The organism is Bradyrhizobium sp. ISRA430, from assembly GCF_029909975.1.
GTDB lineage: Bacteria > Pseudomonadota > Alphaproteobacteria > Rhizobiales > Xanthobacteraceae > Bradyrhizobium.
This window is the reverse complement of record NZ_CP094516.1, coordinates 5,268,840-5,288,055: the sequence shown is the minus strand read 5'-3', so window position 1 is coordinate 5,288,055 and position 19,216 is coordinate 5,268,840. Positions and strand designations below refer to the sequence as shown.

Sequence of the window (19,216 nt, the reverse complement as noted above, 5' to 3'; positions counted from 1 at the left end):
TTCTTCCTTCTCCCCTTGTGGGAGAAGGTGGCGCGAAGCGCCGGATGAGGGGTCTGTCTCCGCGAACTCAACTGCGTGAAGGTGCTCGCGGACAGAGACCCCTCACCCGTCTCGCCGCTACGCGGCGAGCCACCCGCTCCCACAAGGGGAGAGGGAAAAATGGCGCTAGCTACTGCCTTCCCAGCTCCGTCGCCTTCGCTACGCGGTCGAACCGCTCCAGCGACAGGATCGCGTCGGCAAATTTCTCCGCGCGCGCGTTCAGCACGGGGCGCGCCAGCGTCAGGAACTTCTGCTGCATCGCCTGCGCATCGGGGAAGGAGGTCGGCTCGCCGGAGGGATCGGCGTAGAGCCGCTCATGCACGCCGTCGTCGGTGGTGATGCTCACGCGTGCGCCGAAGGGATGAGTGCGGCCGATCTCGAGGCGGTCGTCCTGCACCACGTCGAACTTGTCGGCGAGCGCGTCGATGGCGGCATCGCCGAGGCGGTTGTAATCGTCCCAGCCAAAGCTGCCCTGGTCGAGCGCGAGCGCGCCGGTGAAGAACATCGAGAACTGGCCGCCGACGATCGACGTGGGATGCCGTTTGGTTGCGGCATCGCCGGTCAGCGTGATGCCGTTGCGATGCAGCCCGATCTCGACCCGCTTGACCTGGTCGGGCGTCAGATTGTGCTCGCGCCGCATGGCGATCAGCGCATCGATCGCGGCATGGGTGTAGCGGCAGCTCGGATACGGCTTTACGCCGATCTTCATCGTCTCATAGCTCTTGCCGAGCTCGGCGACCGCCTTGTCGGGATGCGCGTCGTCGGTGTAGCCGGCGAGCAGGCCGTGCTTGCCTTCGACCGATTCCGTCGCGCCGACGAAATCATTGCGCGCCAGCGTCGCGGCGATCACGCCGTTCATCGCGGCGGCGCCGACCTGGTAGCGCTTGTTCCAGGCACCGTTGACCAGGAATTGCAGCGAGCCGGCGGCCTGACTGCCGGAGACGCCGAAGGCGGCGATGATCTGCTTCTCGGAGAGGCCGAACAGCTTGCCGGCAGCCGCGGCCGCGCCATAGGTGCCGGCCGTCGCAGTCGGATGGAAGCCGCGCGCGTAGTGCGAGGTCGGGTCGAGCGCGTTGCCGAGCCGGCAGCAGACTTCATAGCCCGCAACGATGGCAGTCAGCACGTCGCGGCCGGAGGCTCCGACCATCTCGCCGACCGCGAACGCTGCCGGCACCACCGGCGCGCTCGGGTGCAGCGAGGAATCCGCATGGGTGTCGTCGAAATCGAGGGAATGGCCGAGCGCGCCGTTGAGCAGCGCTGCGACCGCCGGCGTCCAGGTCTTGGCATCGCCGAACACGGTCGACTCGCCCTTGGTGTCGAGCGCCAGGGCCTCCAGCATCTTCAGCAGAGACGGGGTCGATTCCGCTTCGCTGCGCGCGCGGATGGCGCTGCCGAGGAAATCCAGCGTCAGCACTTTTGCGCGATCCAGCACTTCCGCCGGAATATCCTGATATTTCAGGTTGACGACGTAGGCGGCGAGCGTTGCGGTTTCGTGGGCCATCATGTTTCCTCGTTTTGGCCGGCACGTTAGGCGGGCTGATTTTGCCTTTCAAGCGGGCTTGCGGCTGCGGGCATCAGCTATGCTTTTGGCCGGTTGACCGAGGATTGGGCCGGGATATTCGACGATGGCATTCGCAAGAGAGGTGTTCGACCGGCTCCGGTCGCGAAGGACGCAGTTGGGACTGGCCGTCCGGGTCACGGTGGCGGCGACCGCGGCCTATGCGATTGCGACCGCGCTGCATCTGTTGCTGCCGCTCTGGGCGGTGCTGACCTCGCTGATCGTGACCCAGATGAGCGTCGGCCGCTCGCTGAAGGCGACGCGCGACTACATGCTCGGCACGGTCGGCGGCGCCGTCTATGGCGGCGCCATCGCGGTGCTGATCCCTTATTCCAGCGAAGCCGGGCTGCTCGGGCTTTTGGTGCTGTCGGTCGCCCCGCTCGCCTTCGTCGCCGCGATCAATCCGAGTTTGAGCGCGGCCACGGTGACCGCCGTGATCGTGCTCCTGGTTCCCACCATGCATCATTCCGATCCCATGACCTCGGCAATCGATCGCGTCAGCGAGGTCGCGGTCGGCGCGATCACGGGACTGCTGGTCTCGTTCCTGGTGCTGCCCTCGCGCGCGGTGCGGCAGATCCGCGCCAGTGCGGCGCTGCTGCTCGAACTGATCGCCGACGCTTTCACCGAGCTGCTCGCAGGCCTGACGCGCGGCCGCGACAACGACGCGCTGCACCGGATCCAGGACGGCATCGGCACCGCGCTGGTGGGCCTCAACGCCACCGGTGCCGAGGCCGAGCGCGAGCGCGCGGCGCGGCTGTCGAGCGGGCCCGACACCGGCCCCTTGCTGCGAACCATCCTGCGGCTGCGCCATGACGTCGTGATGATCGGCCGCGCCACCGTGGTGCCGTTGCCGGCCGAGGTGCAGACGCGGCTCGCCGGGCCCTTAGCGGAGGTTTCGACCGTGATCGCGCGCTTTCTGCGTTCGGCCGCGGCGGCCTTGCGGGAGGGCGCCGGCGCGCCGCCGATCCATCCCGTGCACCTCGCGCTCCAGCACTATGCCGAGGCGGTCGCTTCCGTCCGTCGCGACGGCCTGATCCGTGGCCAGCCCAGCGACACCGCGGAGCGTTTCTTCGCGCTCGGCTTCTCGCTGGAGCAGATGCACCAGAACCTCTGCGATCTCGACCGCGTCGTCGGCGAATGGTCGGAAGCTGCAGCGGACAAGCCGGCGCGGGTGGCGGAGTGAGTAGGGAGTGTGCTCATAAACCTCGGCTTCCGACAGCCAAGCCGAAGTCGCCCGGCTTGGCCGTGATCGGCGGCAGATGACCCAAGCGGAATTCGTCGAAACCGTTTCGTGCTGCAACCAGAGGTTAACTGGTCGCGGTACATGATTGATGCAGTTGTTGTTTGTCACACGCCTTGCGTCGGTCGAAAAATGGACCTTGTGATCTTCTTGCTCGCTGTCTTGCTTTGGTGGACCGTCGAAGCGGTCATGATCGGCAGTCCCAGCATTGGGGGGAGTCCGAGCAATTACGTGCTTGGGTTCGTTCTGGCAATCTTTGCATTTCCCTATTGGATACCCACAATAGCTGCTGCGGCAGCATCTGAATTTGCATTTAGCTTTCTTCCTACGGCATGGCGGTCTGTTGCGTACCTCGGCTTTGCTCTGGTTGGGTTAGCCGCTCTATCCCTTATCGCGCACAGCGTCTTCCAAGGCGAAGGGAGCGCTGAGCACTTCCGTCTGCTCGTCTATCCGGCTGTAGCCGTCAGCATACTCTACGTGGCGAGGAGCTTCGCAAGGGAACAGAGCTAGCTTCCCGCTTCTGGGCCCCGAGCAGACGTTCGCTCATTCGCGAGTGGCTATGTGCCAAGCTGACAAACCCTTCCGTGCTATCGACGAAATGTACGCACGATGGCCATGAGGATCAGGCCAAGCACCGCAAAGCCGCCAATGGGCGACGTGAACAACGGCAGATACCAACCAATAGTCCCATCGCCATGACAGCTTGGAAGCGGACATTGATACTGGGCATAGGCGACCAAACACAGCCACAGTGCAGCAACGAAAACGAAAATTCCGACAGGCATTAGCAGGTCCGGTTCAAGGGGCCACTCAGTTGATCGCCTCTTTTCGTGCGAAGTCAACCTTCGGTCAGTCTGCCGTCACGGTCATGTACACGGTGGGGCGAAGTCGGAGGAGGGCACGGTTGCGATTTCTGCTTGTGGGCCCAGGGGCGACATGCACCAATGTTAGCTTGAACGTCGACTTTCGAGAGCAAGCGGACTTGGCGAATTCGTGAGTACACGCCCTACCGCCGCATCAGGCCCTTGCTTTGCATGCGCCAGACCAGGAGATCGATGCGGTCCTGGCCGAAGAACGGCTCTTTTTCGAACACGAAGGTCGGCACGCCCCAATGGCCGGACGCGGCGTGATCCTTCTCGTTGTCGGCGATCACCTGCGCGTAGCGGTCCGCATCAGTGCTGATGGCTGCGTCCATGGCGGCGAGATCGAAGCCGGCTTTTTCTGCCGCGCGCGCGAGATGGTCGCCCTCATTCCATCCCGTGACCGAGCCGTCCCACAGCACGCGCGCGATCGCGTAAGTGAACTCGAGCGAGCGGCCTTCGAGCTGCGCCATGGCGCCAAGCCGGGTCAGGCGATGGATGTAGGGCTGCTCGGCCGCGACCTCGAGCGTCGTCAGGTCCTGCACGATCGGATCGGGCCGCGGAAAGCGGAACGGAATGCCTTCATGCTCCGCCACGCGGCTGCTGTCGAGCACGACATAGCGGATGAATTGCGGATTGGTCTTCTTGAAGAAGCCGGGGACTCGCACCGCGAGCGGATAGACCGGACGTAGGTTCACCGTGAGATCGTATGTCTCGACGAGCTTCAGCGTCTTGGGCAACGCCAGATAGCTGAACGGGCTGCGGAAGGAAAAGAAGAGGTCGACTGCAAGGGTCATCGCGCCGGCTCCATGATCCGCCCCATCATGCTGCGGACCACCAGCTTGTGGAAGGGCATGATCAGGGTGAGGTAGGTCCGGCCGAGCAGATTATGCGTCCGCACCAGCGTGGTCGAGGTGACTTGTCGGCTCGGTGCAGTGCCGTCCAATTCGACCACGAGGCGGAAGTCGAGGTGATAATCGTTGAAGCCCGCGACAAGACGCTCCGGCGTTTCGCTGACCACAGGAAACAGGCCGATCATGCCATGCGGGGCCGGCGCGCCTTCGCCCGATGTCTTCAGCCCGAACGGCCTCACCAGGATGTTGCGCAGGCGCACCAGCGCATCGATCCAGCGTGGCCCGTGCAGCACCATCCGGATGCAGGCTTCGCGGGCATCGATCGGGCTCGCGCCGATCCCGACGCGATAGGCGTCGATGAACTGCGCACCCGCCAGCACGGCAGCGGCCTCGACCTCGGGGGTGACTTCGCGGACTGTCCCGATCATCCCGCCAATCTGCGCGTCAGCATCCGAAAGCGCAAGATCAAGAGCCCGGCATAGACGAAGGTCCCGATCGACAGGCCGATCCAGACGCCGACTGCGCCAAGCCCGGCGTGGAAAGCCAGCACCCAGGCGATGGGAAAGGCGACACACCAATAGCCGATCGCCGCGAACACCAGCGTCATCCTGGTGTCATTGAGGCCGCGCAGCGCGCCGCCCATGATGGTCTGGAGGCCGTCGGCGATGAAGAAGGTCGCGCCGACCAGCAGCAGCGTCGCCGTCAGCTCGACGGTTGCCGCGCTCGCCTCGCCGCCGCCGAAGAACAGCCGGCCCAGCGCATAGCGGCCGAGGATGATGGCGACGGTCAGGGCCGAGACCAGGGCGATCCCGAGCAGCGCCGCGACGAGGCCGGCGCGCTTCACCGCTAGCGGCTCGTCGCGGCCGAAGGCATGGCCGACACGTACCGTCGCCGCCATGCCGATCCCGAGCGGAACCATGAACAGCACGGCGGTGACCTGCAGCGCGATCTGATGTGCCGCGAGCGCGGTGGTCGAGATCAGCCCCATCAGCAGCGCGGCCGAGGAGAACAGGCCATATTCCATCAGCAGCGAGAACGAGATCGGCGCGCCGATGACGATGAGCTGGCGCATCAACTGCCAGTCGATCCGCCAGAGATGGGCGAGCGGGTGATAGTCGGCAATGGGTTTTCGCGTCGCCGCGATGGCGACCGCGGCGATGAAGGTGCCGAGATTGACGATCGTGGTCGCAAGCCCCGCACCGAGCAGGCCGAGCTCCGGCAGGCCGAACAGGCCGTGGATCAGGCAGTAGACCAGTGCCGCATTGGCAGGAATCGCAGCAATGGTAATCCACAGCGGCGGCTGCGGCCGGTTCACCGCGCTCATCATGCCGCGTAGCGCGATGAAGCCGAGCGCCGGGGCGATGCCCCAGGCGAGCCCGTTCAGATAGCGCTGGGCGAGCGCGGCCGAATGCGGCGCCTGTCCAAGCGCAAGCAGAATGTGCTCGCCATAGAGCGGCGAGGCCATCATCGGTAGCGAGATCAAGAGCGCCACCCACAGGCCGACGCGCAAGGACCGGCGGATCCGCCTGACGTCTCCGGCACCAAATGCCTGTGCTGCCAGCGGCGACACCGCAGCCATCAATCCCAGCCCGAAGGTGAAGCTGACGAAATAGACCGTGTGCGCCAGCGCCGCAGCCGCGACGGCGTCCTCGCCGAGCCTGCCGATCAGCGCGAGATCGGTCGTGATCATCGCGATCTGTCCGAGCTGGGTCAGCATCATCGGCACGGCCAGCCGCAGCGTCTCGACGAATTCATCGGCGAGGTGGCTTTGCGGCGCGCCGGCTTGCGGCTGCGGACGAGGTTGGACGGTGTCGAGCATGGCCGGTCAATAACACAGCCACACGTCGAAAACATGGCCCCATTCTCGCGTCCCGGACGCGCGTAGCTGTTCTCCCTCCACCCTTGCTCTATTCTCCCTCTCCCCGTTCTTACGGGGAGAGGGTTGGGGTGAGGGGCTGTTTCCGCGATCACGGTAAGAGTTGGACTCGCGGAGGCTCCCCCTCACCCGGATTGCACCTGACGATGCAATCCGGCCTCTCCCCGCAAGCGGGGAGAGGCGACTTCAGCCCTTCCGCTCGGGCACGCGCTTGATCTTCGCACCCAGCGCGTTCAGCCGTTCCTCGATGCGCTCGTAGCCGCGCTCGATCTGGTCGGCGTTGTTGATCGTCGAGGTGCCCTCGGCGCAGACCGCGGCGAGCAGCATGGCCATGCCGGCGCGGATGTCGGGCGAGATCATCGATGCGCCGCGCAGGCGGCTGGGACCGGCGATGATGGCGCGGTGCGGATCGCACAGCACGATGCGCGCGCCCATCGCGATCAGCTTGTCGACGAAGAACATCCGCGATTCGAACATCTTCTCGAACATCAGGATCACGCCCTCGCATTGCGTGGCGGTGACGATCGCGATCGACATCAGATCGGCCGGGAAGGCCGGCCAGGGCTGATCCTCCAGCTTCGGCACGTGGCCGCCAAAATCGTCCTGGATCTTCAGCGTCTGGTTGGAGGGCACGATGAGATCGTCGCCTTCGACGCGGCAGACGATGCCGAGCCGCTCGAACCCCATGCGGATCGAGCGCAGGTGTTCGACGCCGGCGCGCACGATGCGCAGCGGCGAGCGCGTCACGGCCGCTAAGCCGATCAGCGAGCCGACCTCGATATGATCAGGCTGGATCGAGTAAGTCGCCGCGCCCAGCGTCGCCGCGCCATGGATGATCATGGTGTTGGTGCCGATGCCCTCGATCTTCGCGCCGAGCGCGACCAGGAAGTTGGCGAGGTCCTGCACGTGCGGCTCGGAGGCGGCATTGCGCAAATAGGTGACGCCGTCGGCGGCCACGGCCGCCACCAGCGCGTTCTCGGTCGCGGTGACGCTCGGCTCGTCCAGGAACACGTCGGCGCCGGTCAGCTTCGGCGCGCGGAACTCCAGCCGGTCGGTCGCCGTGACCTTGGCCCCTAGCTGTTCCAGCGCCAGCATATGCGTGTCCAGTCGGCGCCGGCCGATGACGTCGCCGCCGGGCGGCGGCAGCATCACCTCGCCGCAGCGCGCGAGCAGGGGGCCTGCGAGCAGGATCGAGGCGCGGATGCGGATGCAGAGCTCGGGATCGAGATCGGCGGCGCTGATGCTCTTGGCGTGAATATGAAGCGTATTGCGCGCGCTCCATTCCGCCGACGCACCGACCGAGCGGATCAGCTCGACCAGCGTCTCGGTGTCGCGGATCCGCGGAACATTCTGAAGCGTGACCGGATGCTCGGTGAGCAGCGCGGCCGCGATGATCGGCAGCGCCGAGTTCTTGTTGCCGGACGGTTCGATCGAGCCCGAGAGCCGGTGACCGCCCTCGACGATGTATTGGATGGGCGCCACGTCGGTGTCCTGTTGTTTGGGGCGGGCTGCTTTCGGGAAGCGGAAAATACAGAGAATTGGGCGCGGTAGCAATTCGTCGCAAGCATCCGCCCTTATCCTGAGCAGCGCACGACAAACGGGCTCGAAGGATGGCGGCGGGCGACAGGCGGGCCTTCATGGTTCGCCCGGCGATGCAAAGCATCGTCCGGAGACGCGCGTTCCGCGCTCCTCACCATGAGGATCAGGATCTCGCCGCGACACAAGACCTCGTCCTGAGGAGCCCGCCAAAAGCGGGCGTCCTTCGGCAGTCGCAACCAGCCTCAGATATCGATCGTCGCGCTCAGCGAGTGTTCCTGGATGAAGTCGCGCCGCGGTTCGACCACGTCGCCCATCAGCTTGGTGAAGATGTCGTCGGCCTCGTCGACCTCCTTGACCTTCACTTGCAGCAGCGAGCGTGCCTCGGTATCCAGCGTCGTCTCCCAGAGCTGCTCGGGGTTCATCTCGCCGAGACCTTTGTAGCGCTGCAGCGTGATGCCCTTGCGCCCCGAATCGGTGACCGCCTCGAACAGGTCGGTCGGCCCATGAATGACGTGCTCGGAATCCTTGCGCCGCAGCTTGCCGGGGCGCTCGTAGACGTCTTGCAGCTTCGTCCGGTATTCGTGGAGCTTGCGCGCCTCGGCCGAGCCCAGGAAGGCATCGTCGATGACGGCGGCTTCCTTGACGCCGCGCACCGTTCTCTCGAACATGAAGCCGTGGCCTTCCACGAATTGTCCTGTCCAGCCGCGTTCGACCTCTTCGGCCTGCCTGTCCAGCCGCTTCGCCATGTATTCTGCTGCGGCGCTGGCATTTGCTGGATCGGTATAAATTTCCCTGCCAAACAGACCAATGACGGCCCCTTGCTCGACGACCTTGCGGTTATAGCGGCTGTGCAGGTTGCGCAGGATGCTGCGGACCACGCGGGCGTCGTCGACCAGCGCGCGCAGGTCGCGGCCGGAGCGGTCGCCTCCGGTTCCCGGAACGAACACGCAGTCGTCGAGCCCGGCATCGATCAGATAGTCTTCCAGCGCTCGCTCGTCCTTCAGATATTGCTCGGACTTGCCGCGTGCGACCTTATAGAGCGGCGGCTGGGCGATATAGAGATAGCCGCCGTCGATGATGTCGCGCATCTGCCGGTAGAAGAAGGTCAAAAGCAGCGTGCGGATGTGGGCGCCGTCGACGTCGGCGTCCGTCATCACGATGATCTTGTGATAACGCAGCTTCTCGACCGAAAAATCGTCGCTGATGCCGGTACCGAGCGCGGTGATCAGCGTGCCGATCTGCTCCGATGACAGCATCTTGTCGGGACGGACGCGTTCCACGTTGAGGATCTTGCCGCGCAGCGGCAGCACCGCCTGGAACTCGCGATTGCGGCCCTGCTTGGCGCTGCCGCCTGCCGAGTCACCCTCGACGATGAAGAGTTCGGACTTCGCCGGATCCTTCTCCTGGCAGTCGGCGAGCTTGCCGGGCAGCGAGGAGACCGAGAGCGGGCTCTTGCGCGTCAGCTCGCGCGCCTTTCGCGCCGCTTCGCGCGCAGCGGCCGCCTGGATCACCTTGCCGACGATCACCTTGGCTTCGCTCGGATGTTCCTCGAACCAGGCTTGAAGCGCCTCGTTGAGCACGTTCTCGACCACGGGGCGCACTTCCGAGGACACCAGCTTGTCCTTGGTCTGCGACGAAAACTTGGGATCCGGCACCTTCACCGACAGCACGGCGGTCAGGCCTTCGCGGCAGTCGTCGCCGGTGAGCGCGATCTTTTCCTTTTTCGCGTTGGCCTCGGCATAGCCGTTGACCTGGCGCGTCAGCGCACCGCGGAAGCCGGCGAGATGGGTACCGCCATCGCGCTGCGGAATGTTGTTGGTGAAGCATAGCACGTTCTCGTGGTAGCTGTCGTTCCACCAGAGCGCCGCCTCGACGCCGATGCCGTTGGCTTCCGAGCGCACCATGATCGGTGCCGGCACGATCGCCTTCTTGTTGCGGTCGAGATATTTGACGAACTCCTCGACGCCGCCGGAATAGTGCATCTCCTCGCGCTTCTCGACCGCATGACGCATGTCGGAGAGGATGATGTTGACGCCGGAATTGAGGAAGGCGAGCTCGCGCAGGCGGTGCTCGAGCGTGGCGAAATCATATTCGATGTTCTTGAAGGTCTCGGTCGAGGCCAGGAACGTCACCTCGGTGCCGCGCTTGCCCGGCGCGTCGCCGACCACTTTCAGCGGTGCGACGGAATCGCCATGGGCGAACTCGATGTAGTGCTCCTTGTCGTCGCGCCAGATGCGCAGCATCAGCTTAGAGGACAGCGCGTTGACCACGGAGACGCCGACGCCGTGCAGGCCGCCGGAGACCTTGTAGGAGTTCTGGTCGAACTTACCGCCGGCGTGGAGCTGGGTCATGATGACCTCGGCCGCCGAGATGCCTTCGCCCTTGTGGATGTCGACCGGGATGCCGCGGCCGTCGTCACGCACGGTGACGGAATTGTCGGGATTGAGGACGACGTCGACGCGCGTGGCATGGCCCGCGAGCGCTTCGTCGATTGCATTGTCGACGACCTCGTAGACCATGTGGTGCAGGCCGGACCCGTCGTCGGTGTCGCCAATATACATGCCCGGACGCTTGCGGACGGCATCGAGACCCTTGAGCACGCGGATCGATTCCGCGCCGTATTCGCTCGCGTTGGAGGGCTCGTTTTCGGCACGCGGCTGCCGAGCAGGTTCTGTCATGAGAGGCCTTCGAGGATGTCGTCCGAATCAGCGGCGCAGAAGGCGCTGATTTGGACGCTATTTGTGCCATGAAAGGAGGATTGCGCCTAGCGCAAAGTATCCTTCCGCAACCCTTTGAGCAGATGGGGATTTTTGGCCGGTTTTCAAGTCGTTCCAAGGCCGTTTCTCGGCACTGCAAAAAGGCCGATTCGGGACCTGGTTTCGGGGTCTTTGAAGGCCGCTTTTTCCGGATCTGTGGCGGCCTGCGGATGCCCTAACGGCGTGCGGCGATGCGCCCGCTCTCGACGTCGAAAACCTCGCTGCCGACGCCGATCTCGGCGAAGGCGGCCGGGTCCGCGCCGGTCAGCCAGACCTGCGCGCCAAGCTTGCGCAGTTCCTCGAAAAGTGCCGCGCGCCGGTTCGGATCGAGATGCGCGACGACTTCGTCGAGCAGCAGCAGCGGCACGATGCCGGTCATCTCGGCAACGAGGCTCGCATGCGCCAGCACGAGCCCGATCAGCAGCGCCTTCTGCTCGCCGGTCGAGGCGTCGCGCGCCGGCATGCTTTTCGGCGCGTAGATCACCTGGAGATCGGTGAGATGCGGGCCGTCGGTGGTGCGGCCGGCGATCGCATCGCGCGGGCGGTTGTCACGCAGGATCTGGCGGTAGCGGTCCTCGACTGCGGTCGCGGTCTCGGTGAGCAGCGCATTCTCCATCCAGCCGTCGAGCGCGATCTGCGCGGATGGAAAGGCGGACGCCTGCGCGCGGGCGTTCAGCATGCCGGTCAGCCGTGCCGCGGTCTGGCCGCGCGTTGCGGCCACCGCGACCGCGAGTTCCGCGGTCTCGCGCTCGATCGCGTCACACCAATGGTCGTCGTAATTGCGCGCCTCGAGCAGGCGGTTGCGCGAGCGCAAGGAACGTTCGAGCGCGGAGATGCGGCTGGAATGCTCGCTGTCGATGGCGAGCACCAGGCGGTCGAAGAAGCGCCGCCGCTCGGACGCAGCCCCCATGAACAACCCGTCCATCGCCGGCGTCAGCCACACCATGCGGATGTGGTCGCCGAAGGCGCTGGCCGAACCGACCGGCTCGCGATCGACGCGGCAGCGCCGGCTGACGGTGTTGTCGGGCCGTGGCGGCTCGATGCCGGTGCCGAGCGTAGCAAGGCCGAGCGCGCCCTCGACCTGGGCCGAGACCGCCCAGGAACCGTCGCCCTGGTTGTCGGCGACGTCTTCCAGCGTGGCGCGCCGCAAGCCACGCCCCGGCGACAGGAAGGAGATCGCCTCGATGCAATTGGTCTTGCCGGCGCCGTTCGGCCCGACCAGCGCCACCATGTCAGCCGCTGTCTCGAGCCCCGCCGCCCGGTAATTACGAAAATGCGTCAGCGCCAGGCGATGAATGCGGGAGGAGGTCATGTTTGTTCGTCATTGCCGGGCTTGACCCGGCAATCCCATCGTCCGCGCGGGCAATTTCATCATATAGGCGCGGCCGTTCGGGATGCTCGCGGCTGTCAGATCAATCCTCCACGCGCAAGCCCGGCCATGACGAGGGGAGACGGCTCACACCCGCATCGGCATCAGCACGTACAGCGCGCTCGTGTCGTCGCGGTCCTGGACCAGGGTCGGCGAGCCGGGGTCGGCGAGTTTCAGCGTTGCAACCTCGCCCTCGATCTGAGCGGCGATGTCGAGCAAATAGCGCGAGTTGAAGCCGATATCGAGGGCGTCGGAGGCGTAATCGACCTCGAGCTCTTCGGTCGCGCTGCCGGAATCCGGATTGGTTACCGACAGCACCAGCTTGCCCGCCGACAGCGACAGCTTGACCGCGCGCCCCCTCTCGCTCGAAATCGTCGAGACACGGTCGACCGCGTTCTCAAAATCCTTCTTGTCGACAATGAGCTCCTTGTCGTTGTTCTGCGGGATGACGCGGCCGTAGTCGGGGAAGGTGCCGTCGATCAGCTTCGAGGTGAGGACCACGTTGCCGATGGTGAAGCGGATCTTGGCCTGCGACAGCTCGATGGTGATCTCGGCCTCGGAGTCCTCGATCAGGCGCTGCACCTCGCCGACGGTCTTGCGCGGCACGATCACGCCGGGCATGCCGGCGGCGCCCGCGGGCTGGACCAGGTCGAGCTGGGCGAGGCGGTGGCCGTCGGTGGCGACGCCGCGCAAGGTCGCGGCCTTGGCCGTGCCGGCCGCATGCAGATAGATGCCGTTGAGATAATAGCGCGTCTCCTCGGTGGAGATCGCGAACTGGGTGCGGTCGATCAGCCGCTTCACGTCCTTGGCGGCGAGCGAGAAGGAATGCGACATGTCGCCGGCGGCCAGATCCGGAAAATCATTCTCCGGCAGCGTCTGCAGCGTGAAGCGCGAACGGCCGGCGCGGATCGCCAGCACGGCGCGATCGCCGTCGGCTTCCAGCACGATCTGCGAGCCGTCCGGCAGCTTGCGTACGATGTCGTAGAACATGTGCGCCGGCACGGTGGTGGAGCCCGCGGTCGCGGTTTCCGCGGGAAGCGTCTCGGTCACCTCGAGGTCGAGGTCGGTCGCCTTGAGTGACAGCTTCGCGTTCTCGGCGCGGACCAGGACATTGCCGAGGATCGGAATCGTGTTGCGACGCTCCACCACGCGATGGACATGGCCCAGCGACTTCAGGAGTTGCGCGCGTTCGACCGTAACCTTCATTGCACTACCCGCCCGATTCCCATGATGGAAAAGCCGGGCGGCCAAAAGCGCGCCACGGCACCGAAGAACCCGAAAAGCCGGATCATCCACCCGATATGATCAAAGCCCCCCGGGTCGCGCAAGGTGGCGCGGAACGCCACCCGTTTCAAGGGATTGAGCGCCAGTTCCCCACGATTTAGGGGCAAAACGCGAGCCGCCGCCCCGGCGGGACCGGGGCGGCGGGCGAGGTCAGAATTCGGGACGGCCTAGGCGTTTATTCCTGAAGCTGGCGCTTGAGCGACTCGACCTCCTCGGACAGCGCGGTGTCCTTGGTGACCAGGGACTCGATCTTGCGCACCGCATGCAGCACCGTGGTGTGGTCGCGTCCGCCGAAGCGGCGGCCAATTTCCGGCAGCGAGCGCAGCGTCAGCGTCTTGGCGAGGTACATCGCGACCTGCCGCGGGCGGACCACGTTCGCGGTACGGCGCGAGGACAACAGGTCGGAGCGGCTGACATTGTACTGGCGCGCCACGACGCGCTGGATGTCCTCGATCTTGATGCGCTTGGGCTCCTGCGGCCGGATCAGGTCGCGCACCTCGCGCTCGGCCATCTCCAGCGTCACCGGCTGGTTGTTGAGCTTGGAATGCGCCAGCAGCCGGTTGATCGCACCTTCGAGGTCGCGGCCGTTATGGGTGATGGCGCGCGACAGATAGTTCAGCACCTCCTCCGGCACGTCGAAGGTCGCATGATGGGTGCGCGCCGCGGCGACGCGCGACTTGAGAATGCCGAGCCGCAGATCTTCCCCGAGCGAGGCCATCTCGACCACGAGACCGCCGGCGAGCCGCGAGCGAACGCGATCGTCGAGGCTCTCGAGATCGGACGGCGGACGGTCGGCCGCGATCACGACCTGGCGGCCGGCGTCGATCAGCGCGTTCAGCGTGTGACAGAACTCGGCCTGGGTCGACTTGCCTTGAAGGAATTGCAGGTCGTCGATGACCAGCACGTCGATGCCGCGCAGCGCCTCCTTGAAGGCGAGCGCCGTCTGCGTCTTCAGCGCAGCGACGAAGCCGTACATGAATTTTTCCGCGGTGAGATAAAGCACCTTGCGCTCGTTGCCGGAATTGCCGGCCCAGGTCACCGCCTGCAGCAGATGCGTCTTGCCGAGGCCGACGCCGGCATGAATGTAGAGCGGGTTGAACATCACGGGATCGCCCCTGCGCCCTTCGGCGACCTGGCGTGCCGCCGCATGCGCCAGCGTGTTGGAACGGCCGACGACGAAGCTCGCAAACGTCAGGCGCGGATCGAGCGGAGAGCCGCCGAGCGCATCGTGATTGGCGGAGACCGGCGCAGTCGCGGTCGAGCGCAGCTCGGCGGCGGGTGCACGGCGTGCCTCGACCGGCGCGGGCGCTTCCTTCGGCTGCGCCATCGGGCGCACCGCGGAGCGGACGGTGAGATCGATGCGATGCACCTCCGGCATCTCGGCCTGCCAGCACGACAGCACGCGCTCGGCATAATGGGCCTGGATCCAGCTCTTCAGGAAACGGGTCGGAACCGAAAGCCGCACGCTCTCGTCCTGCACCCCTTCCAGATCCATACGGGCAAACCAGCTCGTATAGACGTCTTCACCAACGCTCGAGCGCAGGCGTCCCTTCACGCGTGACCAGCGATCCTGTTCCGATGTCGTCATCGTCGAAAAACTTCTTCTGAGAGATAAAGTTGCGTTGTGAGCGCCACGCGGGGTTTCCCGCCATGGCGCGACCTCAAGCGAGTCCATCGTCGGACATGGCTCGGCCGTTCGGCGCAAGCGCCGCAGGCCTGTTCAGCGATGTCAGAGATGGAGGGGTCGCGAGGTCAGCGCGTACTCGGCGCTCCGTCACACGTCGGAGACTGCAGGTCGGACGAATCTAGAACGGCATGGTTGGAGTAGGAAGATTGTTTCGATACCGCGTTGAGTCCGTAAGACATGATACCTCCCCGTCCTGCCGTGATTGCTCACGACAAGGTCCTGCGTGTCCAAAAGACAACCGCGTCCGAAACACTTCAGTCGCAGGTGCCCCCGCCCGTCTGTACTGCCGTTCGCCGGCTTCGCCGTCACGCCTGTCGGGTCGCCTCGATCACGTCTCTCACTTGCGCTTGCTGCGAACGAGACACGTATGCCCCGCGTGGAGACATTCAGACAAAGTGCAACCGTTCCCATATTGCTATGGGTTTTGAACCGACAATCGCTTGGTAAAGCGTCGCCAACGTGCAGACCGCCGCCGATTTGCACGCTCGCCCCGTTTCCCAAACCGCGCTGGTCTCAAGATCGTGGGCGCCGCGAACGACTTAAGGAATACACGATGCGGACAGACTCGCAACGAAATTGATTCACACTTGAGGCGCCCAAATTCTTGATCTGCGTTAACGCCGCGCGCGAGTTGTTCACAGGCTCGAGACCAAGTTTTTGAATCCGCGTGGAGAATCGAAAGCTCCGCGCGTTGTGTGACAATTCCCCGACGGCGGCCAAAAATATTTTACAAAACCTTCACGCGAGTGCCGCGTGGGCTCATTTTCCAAATGGTTGTCCGCGCTATGTGGATAAGTGATTATCGAAGCATCGTTTTTCGAGTCTCGTTTTGCAGGGTAACTTTGCCGCGACGCGCCGTCCCGTCAGACGGCGCTGTGTAGAGCTCATCTCGCGCAAATTCATTTTAGCCCCGCCCTGCAAGGGTTTTTTGCAATGCGGTGAAAGTTTCCGCTGTCGCAAAACCATCAGCGGTAAAATTACGGAGCGAGACGTCCCGCGGCGACACGCATCTTCTCTTCCGACCCAAGTCTTCCGACCCAAGTCTTCCGACCCAAGGCTCTTCCGACCCAAGGCTCTTCCGACCGAAGGCTCATCGTCGTGCGAGCGCGTGCTTGAATTGTGACAGACAACAAAAAAGCCCGGCAGGATGCCGGGCTGATTGATGCGCGCGATGATCGATCGGATCAATCGATCGGATGACTCGCAGAGCTTGCTTGGAAGCTTGCTTGGAAGCTTGCTTGGAAGCTTACTTGGCGAGCTTGGCGATCTGCGCGGTGAGCCGCGAGACTTTGCGGCTGGCGTTGTTCTTGTGAATGATGTTGCGCTGGGCGGCGCGCATCAGGGCGGGCTCCGCAGTCGCCAGCGCCTTCAGCGCAGCGGTGCGATCGCCGGTCTTGATGGCTTCTTCGACAGTGCGGACGGCGCCGCGCATCTGGGTGCGGCGCGACTTGTTGACGGCGGTGCGGCGGGCGATCTTGCGCGTCGCTTTCTTGGCGGAAGTGGTGTTGGCCATAGTCTCAATGTCCTTTGCGGTAACCGGTCGCGTTTTGGTCGGGTAGCGCCGGCTGCTTGAACCGCGTAATCGACGCTCGGATTTAGGGTGTTCGGTTGCTAAGGCCGTCCCCGGAGCATGAGCGACCGCCTTGCGGCGTCACCTTCGTCTGCTCAAAGAACAGCGGCGGCGGGATTGCACCCGCCGCCAGTTGGCGTCCTTATAGAGGGGGTCTGCCGCACCGTCAACGCCCTCTAGGGCTGGGAAGGCCGGCCCCGGACGGTCCGGAGAGGGCCGTAACGTGCTGATGAGGTTGAATTTCTGCCGTTAGCCCGCTATTGGCTGGCGGCGCTTCGAGGCCGCCCCGACCGGGCGGCCCTATAAGGTGACGCATGATCCGCGGCTTTTTCCGACTGATTGGGCTGTTGTTGCTGGCCGGCGGCTTCGTCTTCATGGTCTATGACGGCGCCCGCTGGGTGGCCGACCAGACCCTGCGGTTCACCCGCTTCGGCCAGTTCTGGAACGATGTCCATCAGGCCAGCCAGCAGGCGGTCCGGACCTGGGTGGAGGCCAAGGCGCCCTGGCTCTGGACCTCCGTGATCCGCGTGATCCTGGACCAGCCGGCTTTCGCCGTCCTTGGCATCCTCGGCATCCTCCTGATGATCCTGTTCCGGCCGCGGAAACCGCTGATCGGCTATTCGCGGGACTAAGGTCCTGCGCGCGCGGGCGCGTAACGGGGCTGCCCGTCCCGACGTAATTGCCTATATTCCACCCGTAGTCACGAGCACGCCGCCCGAGCGCCTGGTTTGAACCTTTGGCTCGGGGGACGGTGAGCTCGTCCCGGAGATCCGATCATGCTGTTCATGCGCAAGTCCACCGCACTGCCGAGCGCAGCCGAAGCGCTGCCGGGCCGTGCGCAACCGATCCCCACCGCGACCACTCACTTCGTCAACGGCGCGAAGCTGCAGCCGCCTTATCCCGCGGGCCTCGAGCAGGCCGTGTTCGGGCTCGGCTGCTTCTGGGGCGCCGAGCGCAAGTTCTGGGAGCTCGGCGATGGTATCCATGTCACCGCCGTCGGCTATGCAGGCGGCCACACGCCGAACCCGACCTATGAGGAAGTCTGCTCGGGGCGCACCGGCCACACCGAGGTGGTGCTGGTCGTGTTCGATCCGAACAAGATCTCGTATGCACGGCTGTTGAAGGCATTCTGGGAGAACCACGACCCGACGCAGGGCATGCGCCAGGGCAACGACGTCGGCACGCAGTATCGAAGCGCGATCTACACTTTCAGCGACGTGCAGAAGAAGGCGGCCGAGGAATCGAAGGCGCTCTATCAGAAGGCGCTCAAAGCCAAGGGGCTCGATGCGATTACGACCGAGATCGCGCCGGCCGGCGAGTTCTACTTTGCCGAAGACTACCACCAGCAATATCTGGCCAAGAATCCGGCCGGCTATTGCGGTCTCGGCGGCACCGGCGTGTCCTGCCCGATCGGCGTCGGCGTGAGCGCGTAAGCGCAAATCGATATGCATCGCGGTTACCCTCCCCTGGAGGGCGAGGGTCGGCTCATATTGAGCGCACCGAAATAGAAATATGAGACGGGGTGGGGTGATCTCTCAACGCGGACAGTGTTCGATGCGGAGAGACCGTCATCCCACCCGCTCGCGCTTCGCGCGATCGACCCACGAGCGAGCTACGCTCGTCTCGGATCCCTCCAGGGAGGGTTTCCGAAACGCTTTATTAACCATACCCAGTGCAAGACTGGAGCTGTCTCCTTCAAGGGATGGGTCCGGTGCCGGTTGCACGCGCGTTTCGATGGTCGGTCTTGGTTGCGTCCGCGGCGCTCGCCCTTGGCGGCTGCATGCAGACCACGGGCCCAGTCGCGATGGCGCAGCCGGGCAGCGATCTCGACTACATGGCGTATGGCCAGCCTGGTGGGCCTCAAGCAGTTGCCGTCGCCGACACGTCCGGTGGCGGCGCCATCAGCGCACTCCGCAATTCCTTTGCCGCAGCGCCTGGGCCGATGCCCGCCGGCTATGCCGCGCCCGCGCAGGGCCGCTATGTTGCCTCCTATCATCTCGATGCCGGCGACAAGCTCCGCGTCGTGGTCTACGGCCAGGAAGGCCTCACCAACAGCTATGCGATCGATGCCGGCGGCGCGATCACCATGCCGCTGATCGGCGCCGTGCCGGCGCGTGGCCGCACCACGGCGGGGCTCGCCAGCGAGATCGCGGCGCGCCTGCGCAACGGCTATATCCGCGAGCCCTCGGTCGCGGTCGAGATCGAGGCCTATCGCCCCTTCTTCATTCTCGGTGAAGTCACCGCGCCCGGCCAGTATCCTTATGTGCCGAACATGACGGTCGAAAGCGCGGTCGCAATCGCCGGCGGCTTCTCGCCGCGTGCGAAACGTGACGCAGTGACTGTCACGCATACCGAAGCCGGCGGCGCGATGCGCGCCGTGGTGCCGCTCGGCACCCCCTTGAGCCCCGGCGACACGGTGTTGGTCGGCGAGCGCTGGTTCTAAAAGCTCTCTCCTCCGTCATTCCGGGGCGCGACGAAGTCGCGAGCCCGGATTCCATCGCGCCACCAACTCTGAGATACGATGGAGTCCGGGCCTGCGCCTTGCGGCGCATCCCCGTTGCGCACTTGCGCAACGTGGGATGAC

14 protein-coding genes are annotated in these 19,216 nt (G+C 64.8%); 4 read left to right on the top strand and 10 right to left on the bottom strand.

What is annotated here, in order from left to right; genetic code table 11:
• Nucleotides 1–169: 169 nt before the first annotated feature.
• On the bottom strand, nucleotides 170–1,540 hold the full coding sequence (locus MTX21_RS25105) for an MmgE/PrpD family protein (RefSeq protein ID WP_280971154.1): 1,371 nt from the start codon (nucleotides 1,538–1,540) through the stop codon (nucleotides 170–172).
• 124 nt (nucleotides 1,541–1,664) lie between these two features.
• Between MTX21_RS25105 and MTX21_RS25100 the strand changes: the two genes are divergently transcribed.
• Nucleotides 1,665–2,780 (top strand): FUSC family protein, encoded by a 1,116-nt coding sequence (locus MTX21_RS25100; protein ID WP_280967359.1) that lies wholly within the window; start codon nucleotides 1,665–1,667, stop codon nucleotides 2,778–2,780.
• Nucleotides 2,781–3,843: 1,063 nt separating this feature from the next.
• On the opposite strand, the gene MTX21_RS25095 is transcribed toward MTX21_RS25100, so the two are convergent.
• The 9 genes from MTX21_RS25095 to rpsT form a co-directional block, all read right to left on the bottom strand.
• Nucleotides 3,844–4,494, bottom strand: coding sequence for a 2-hydroxychromene-2-carboxylate isomerase (locus tag MTX21_RS25095; protein ID WP_280967358.1), 651 nt, complete (start codon nucleotides 4,492–4,494; stop codon nucleotides 3,844–3,846).
• Nucleotides 4,491–4,979 (bottom strand): DUF2867 domain-containing protein, encoded by a 489-nt coding sequence (locus MTX21_RS25090; RefSeq protein ID WP_280967357.1) that lies wholly within the window; start codon nucleotides 4,977–4,979, stop codon nucleotides 4,491–4,493. The genes MTX21_RS25095 and MTX21_RS25090 overlap by 4 nt, the downstream gene beginning before the upstream one ends.
• Nucleotides 4,976–6,370, bottom strand: a complete 1,395-nt coding sequence (locus tag MTX21_RS25085; RefSeq protein ID WP_280967356.1) for an MATE family efflux transporter — start codon at nucleotides 6,368–6,370, stop codon at nucleotides 4,976–4,978. Before MTX21_RS25085 ends, MTX21_RS25090 begins: the two co-directional genes overlap by 4 nt.
• A gap of 243 nt (nucleotides 6,371–6,613) precedes the next feature.
• Nucleotides 6,614–7,909 carry a UDP-N-acetylglucosamine 1-carboxyvinyltransferase gene (gene murA, locus MTX21_RS25080; protein WP_280967355.1) on the bottom strand — a complete coding sequence of 432 codons (1,296 nt, stop codon included), beginning with the start codon at nucleotides 7,907–7,909 and terminating at the stop codon, nucleotides 6,614–6,616.
• A 299-nt stretch (nucleotides 7,910–8,208) separates the two neighbouring features.
• Nucleotides 8,209–10,644 (bottom strand): DNA topoisomerase (ATP-hydrolyzing) subunit B, encoded by a 2,436-nt coding sequence (gene gyrB / locus MTX21_RS25075; RefSeq protein ID WP_280967354.1) that lies wholly within the window; start codon nucleotides 10,642–10,644, stop codon nucleotides 8,209–8,211.
• A gap of 253 nt (nucleotides 10,645–10,897) precedes the next feature.
• Nucleotides 10,898–12,034, bottom strand: a complete 1,137-nt coding sequence (gene recF / locus MTX21_RS25070) for a DNA replication/repair protein RecF (protein WP_280967353.1) — start codon at nucleotides 12,032–12,034, stop codon at nucleotides 10,898–10,900.
• Nucleotides 12,035–12,178: 144 nt separating this feature from the next.
• A complete protein-coding gene (gene dnaN / locus MTX21_RS25065) occupies nucleotides 12,179–13,297 on the bottom strand; it encodes a DNA polymerase III subunit beta (protein WP_280967352.1) in 1,119 nt (372 codons plus the stop codon).
• Nucleotides 13,298–13,550: 253 nt separating this feature from the next.
• On the bottom strand, nucleotides 13,551–14,963 hold the full coding sequence (gene dnaA / locus MTX21_RS25060; protein WP_280967351.1) for a chromosomal replication initiator protein DnaA: 1,413 nt from the start codon (nucleotides 14,961–14,963) through the stop codon (nucleotides 13,551–13,553).
• A gap of 1,345 nt (nucleotides 14,964–16,308) precedes the next feature.
• Nucleotides 16,309–16,575 carry a 30S ribosomal protein S20 gene (gene rpsT, locus MTX21_RS25055; protein WP_280967350.1) on the bottom strand — a complete coding sequence of 89 codons (267 nt, stop codon included), beginning with the start codon at nucleotides 16,573–16,575 and terminating at the stop codon, nucleotides 16,309–16,311.
• Between the two features lie 371 nt (nucleotides 16,576–16,946).
• Between rpsT and MTX21_RS25050 the strand changes: the two genes are divergently transcribed.
• The 3 genes from MTX21_RS25050 to MTX21_RS25040 all read left to right on the top strand — a co-directional run bounded on the left by MTX21_RS25050 (nucleotide 16,947) and on the right by MTX21_RS25040 (nucleotide 19,075).
• The gene (locus MTX21_RS25050; RefSeq protein ID WP_280967349.1) at nucleotides 16,947–17,264 is read left to right on the top strand and encodes a hypothetical protein; all 318 of its coding nucleotides are present in this window, start codon (nucleotides 16,947–16,949) and stop codon (nucleotides 17,262–17,264) included.
• A 144-nt stretch (nucleotides 17,265–17,408) separates the two neighbouring features.
• Nucleotides 17,409–18,065 (top strand): peptide-methionine (S)-S-oxide reductase MsrA, encoded by a 657-nt coding sequence (gene msrA / locus MTX21_RS25045; RefSeq protein ID WP_280967348.1) that lies wholly within the window; start codon nucleotides 17,409–17,411, stop codon nucleotides 18,063–18,065.
• Nucleotides 18,066–18,343: 278 nt separating this feature from the next.
• Nucleotides 18,344–19,075 (top strand): polysaccharide biosynthesis/export family protein, encoded by a 732-nt coding sequence (locus tag MTX21_RS25040; protein WP_280967347.1) that lies wholly within the window; start codon nucleotides 18,344–18,346, stop codon nucleotides 19,073–19,075.
• The last annotated feature ends 141 nt before the right edge of the window (nucleotides 19,076–19,216 follow it).

Coding starts and splice junctions, on each gene's coding strand:
- MTX21_RS25095 (WP_280967358.1), bottom strand. CDS start 4,494: ATGACCCTTGCAGTCGACCTCTTCTTTTCCTTCCGCAGCCCGTTCAGC.
- recF (WP_280967353.1), bottom strand. CDS start 12,034: ATGACCTCCTCCCGCATTCATCGCCTGGCGCTGACGCATTTTCGTAAT.
- dnaA (WP_280967351.1), bottom strand. CDS start 14,963: ATGACGACATCGGAACAGGATCGCTGGTCACGCGTGAAGGGACGCCTG.
- dnaN (WP_280967352.1), bottom strand. CDS start 13,297: ATGAAGGTTACGGTCGAACGCGCGCAACTCCTGAAGTCGCTGGGCCAT.
- MTX21_RS25050 (WP_280967349.1), top strand. CDS start 16,947: ATGATCCGCGGCTTTTTCCGACTGATTGGGCTGTTGTTGCTGGCCGGC.
- rpsT (WP_280967350.1), bottom strand. CDS start 16,575: ATGGCCAACACCACTTCCGCCAAGAAAGCGACGCGCAAGATCGCCCGC.
- gyrB (WP_280967354.1), bottom strand. CDS start 10,644: ATGACAGAACCTGCTCGGCAGCCGCGTGCCGAAAACGAGCCCTCCAAC.
- MTX21_RS25085 (WP_280967356.1), bottom strand. CDS start 6,370: ATGCTCGACACCGTCCAACCTCGTCCGCAGCCGCAAGCCGGCGCGCCG.
- msrA (WP_280967348.1), top strand. CDS start 17,409: ATGCTGTTCATGCGCAAGTCCACCGCACTGCCGAGCGCAGCCGAAGCG.
- MTX21_RS25105 (WP_280971154.1), bottom strand. CDS start 1,540: ATGGCCCACGAAACCGCAACGCTCGCCGCCTACGTCGTCAACCTGAAA.
- MTX21_RS25100 (WP_280967359.1), top strand. CDS start 1,665: ATGGCATTCGCAAGAGAGGTGTTCGACCGGCTCCGGTCGCGAAGGACG.
- MTX21_RS25090 (WP_280967357.1), bottom strand. CDS start 4,979: ATGATCGGGACAGTCCGCGAAGTCACCCCCGAGGTCGAGGCCGCTGCC.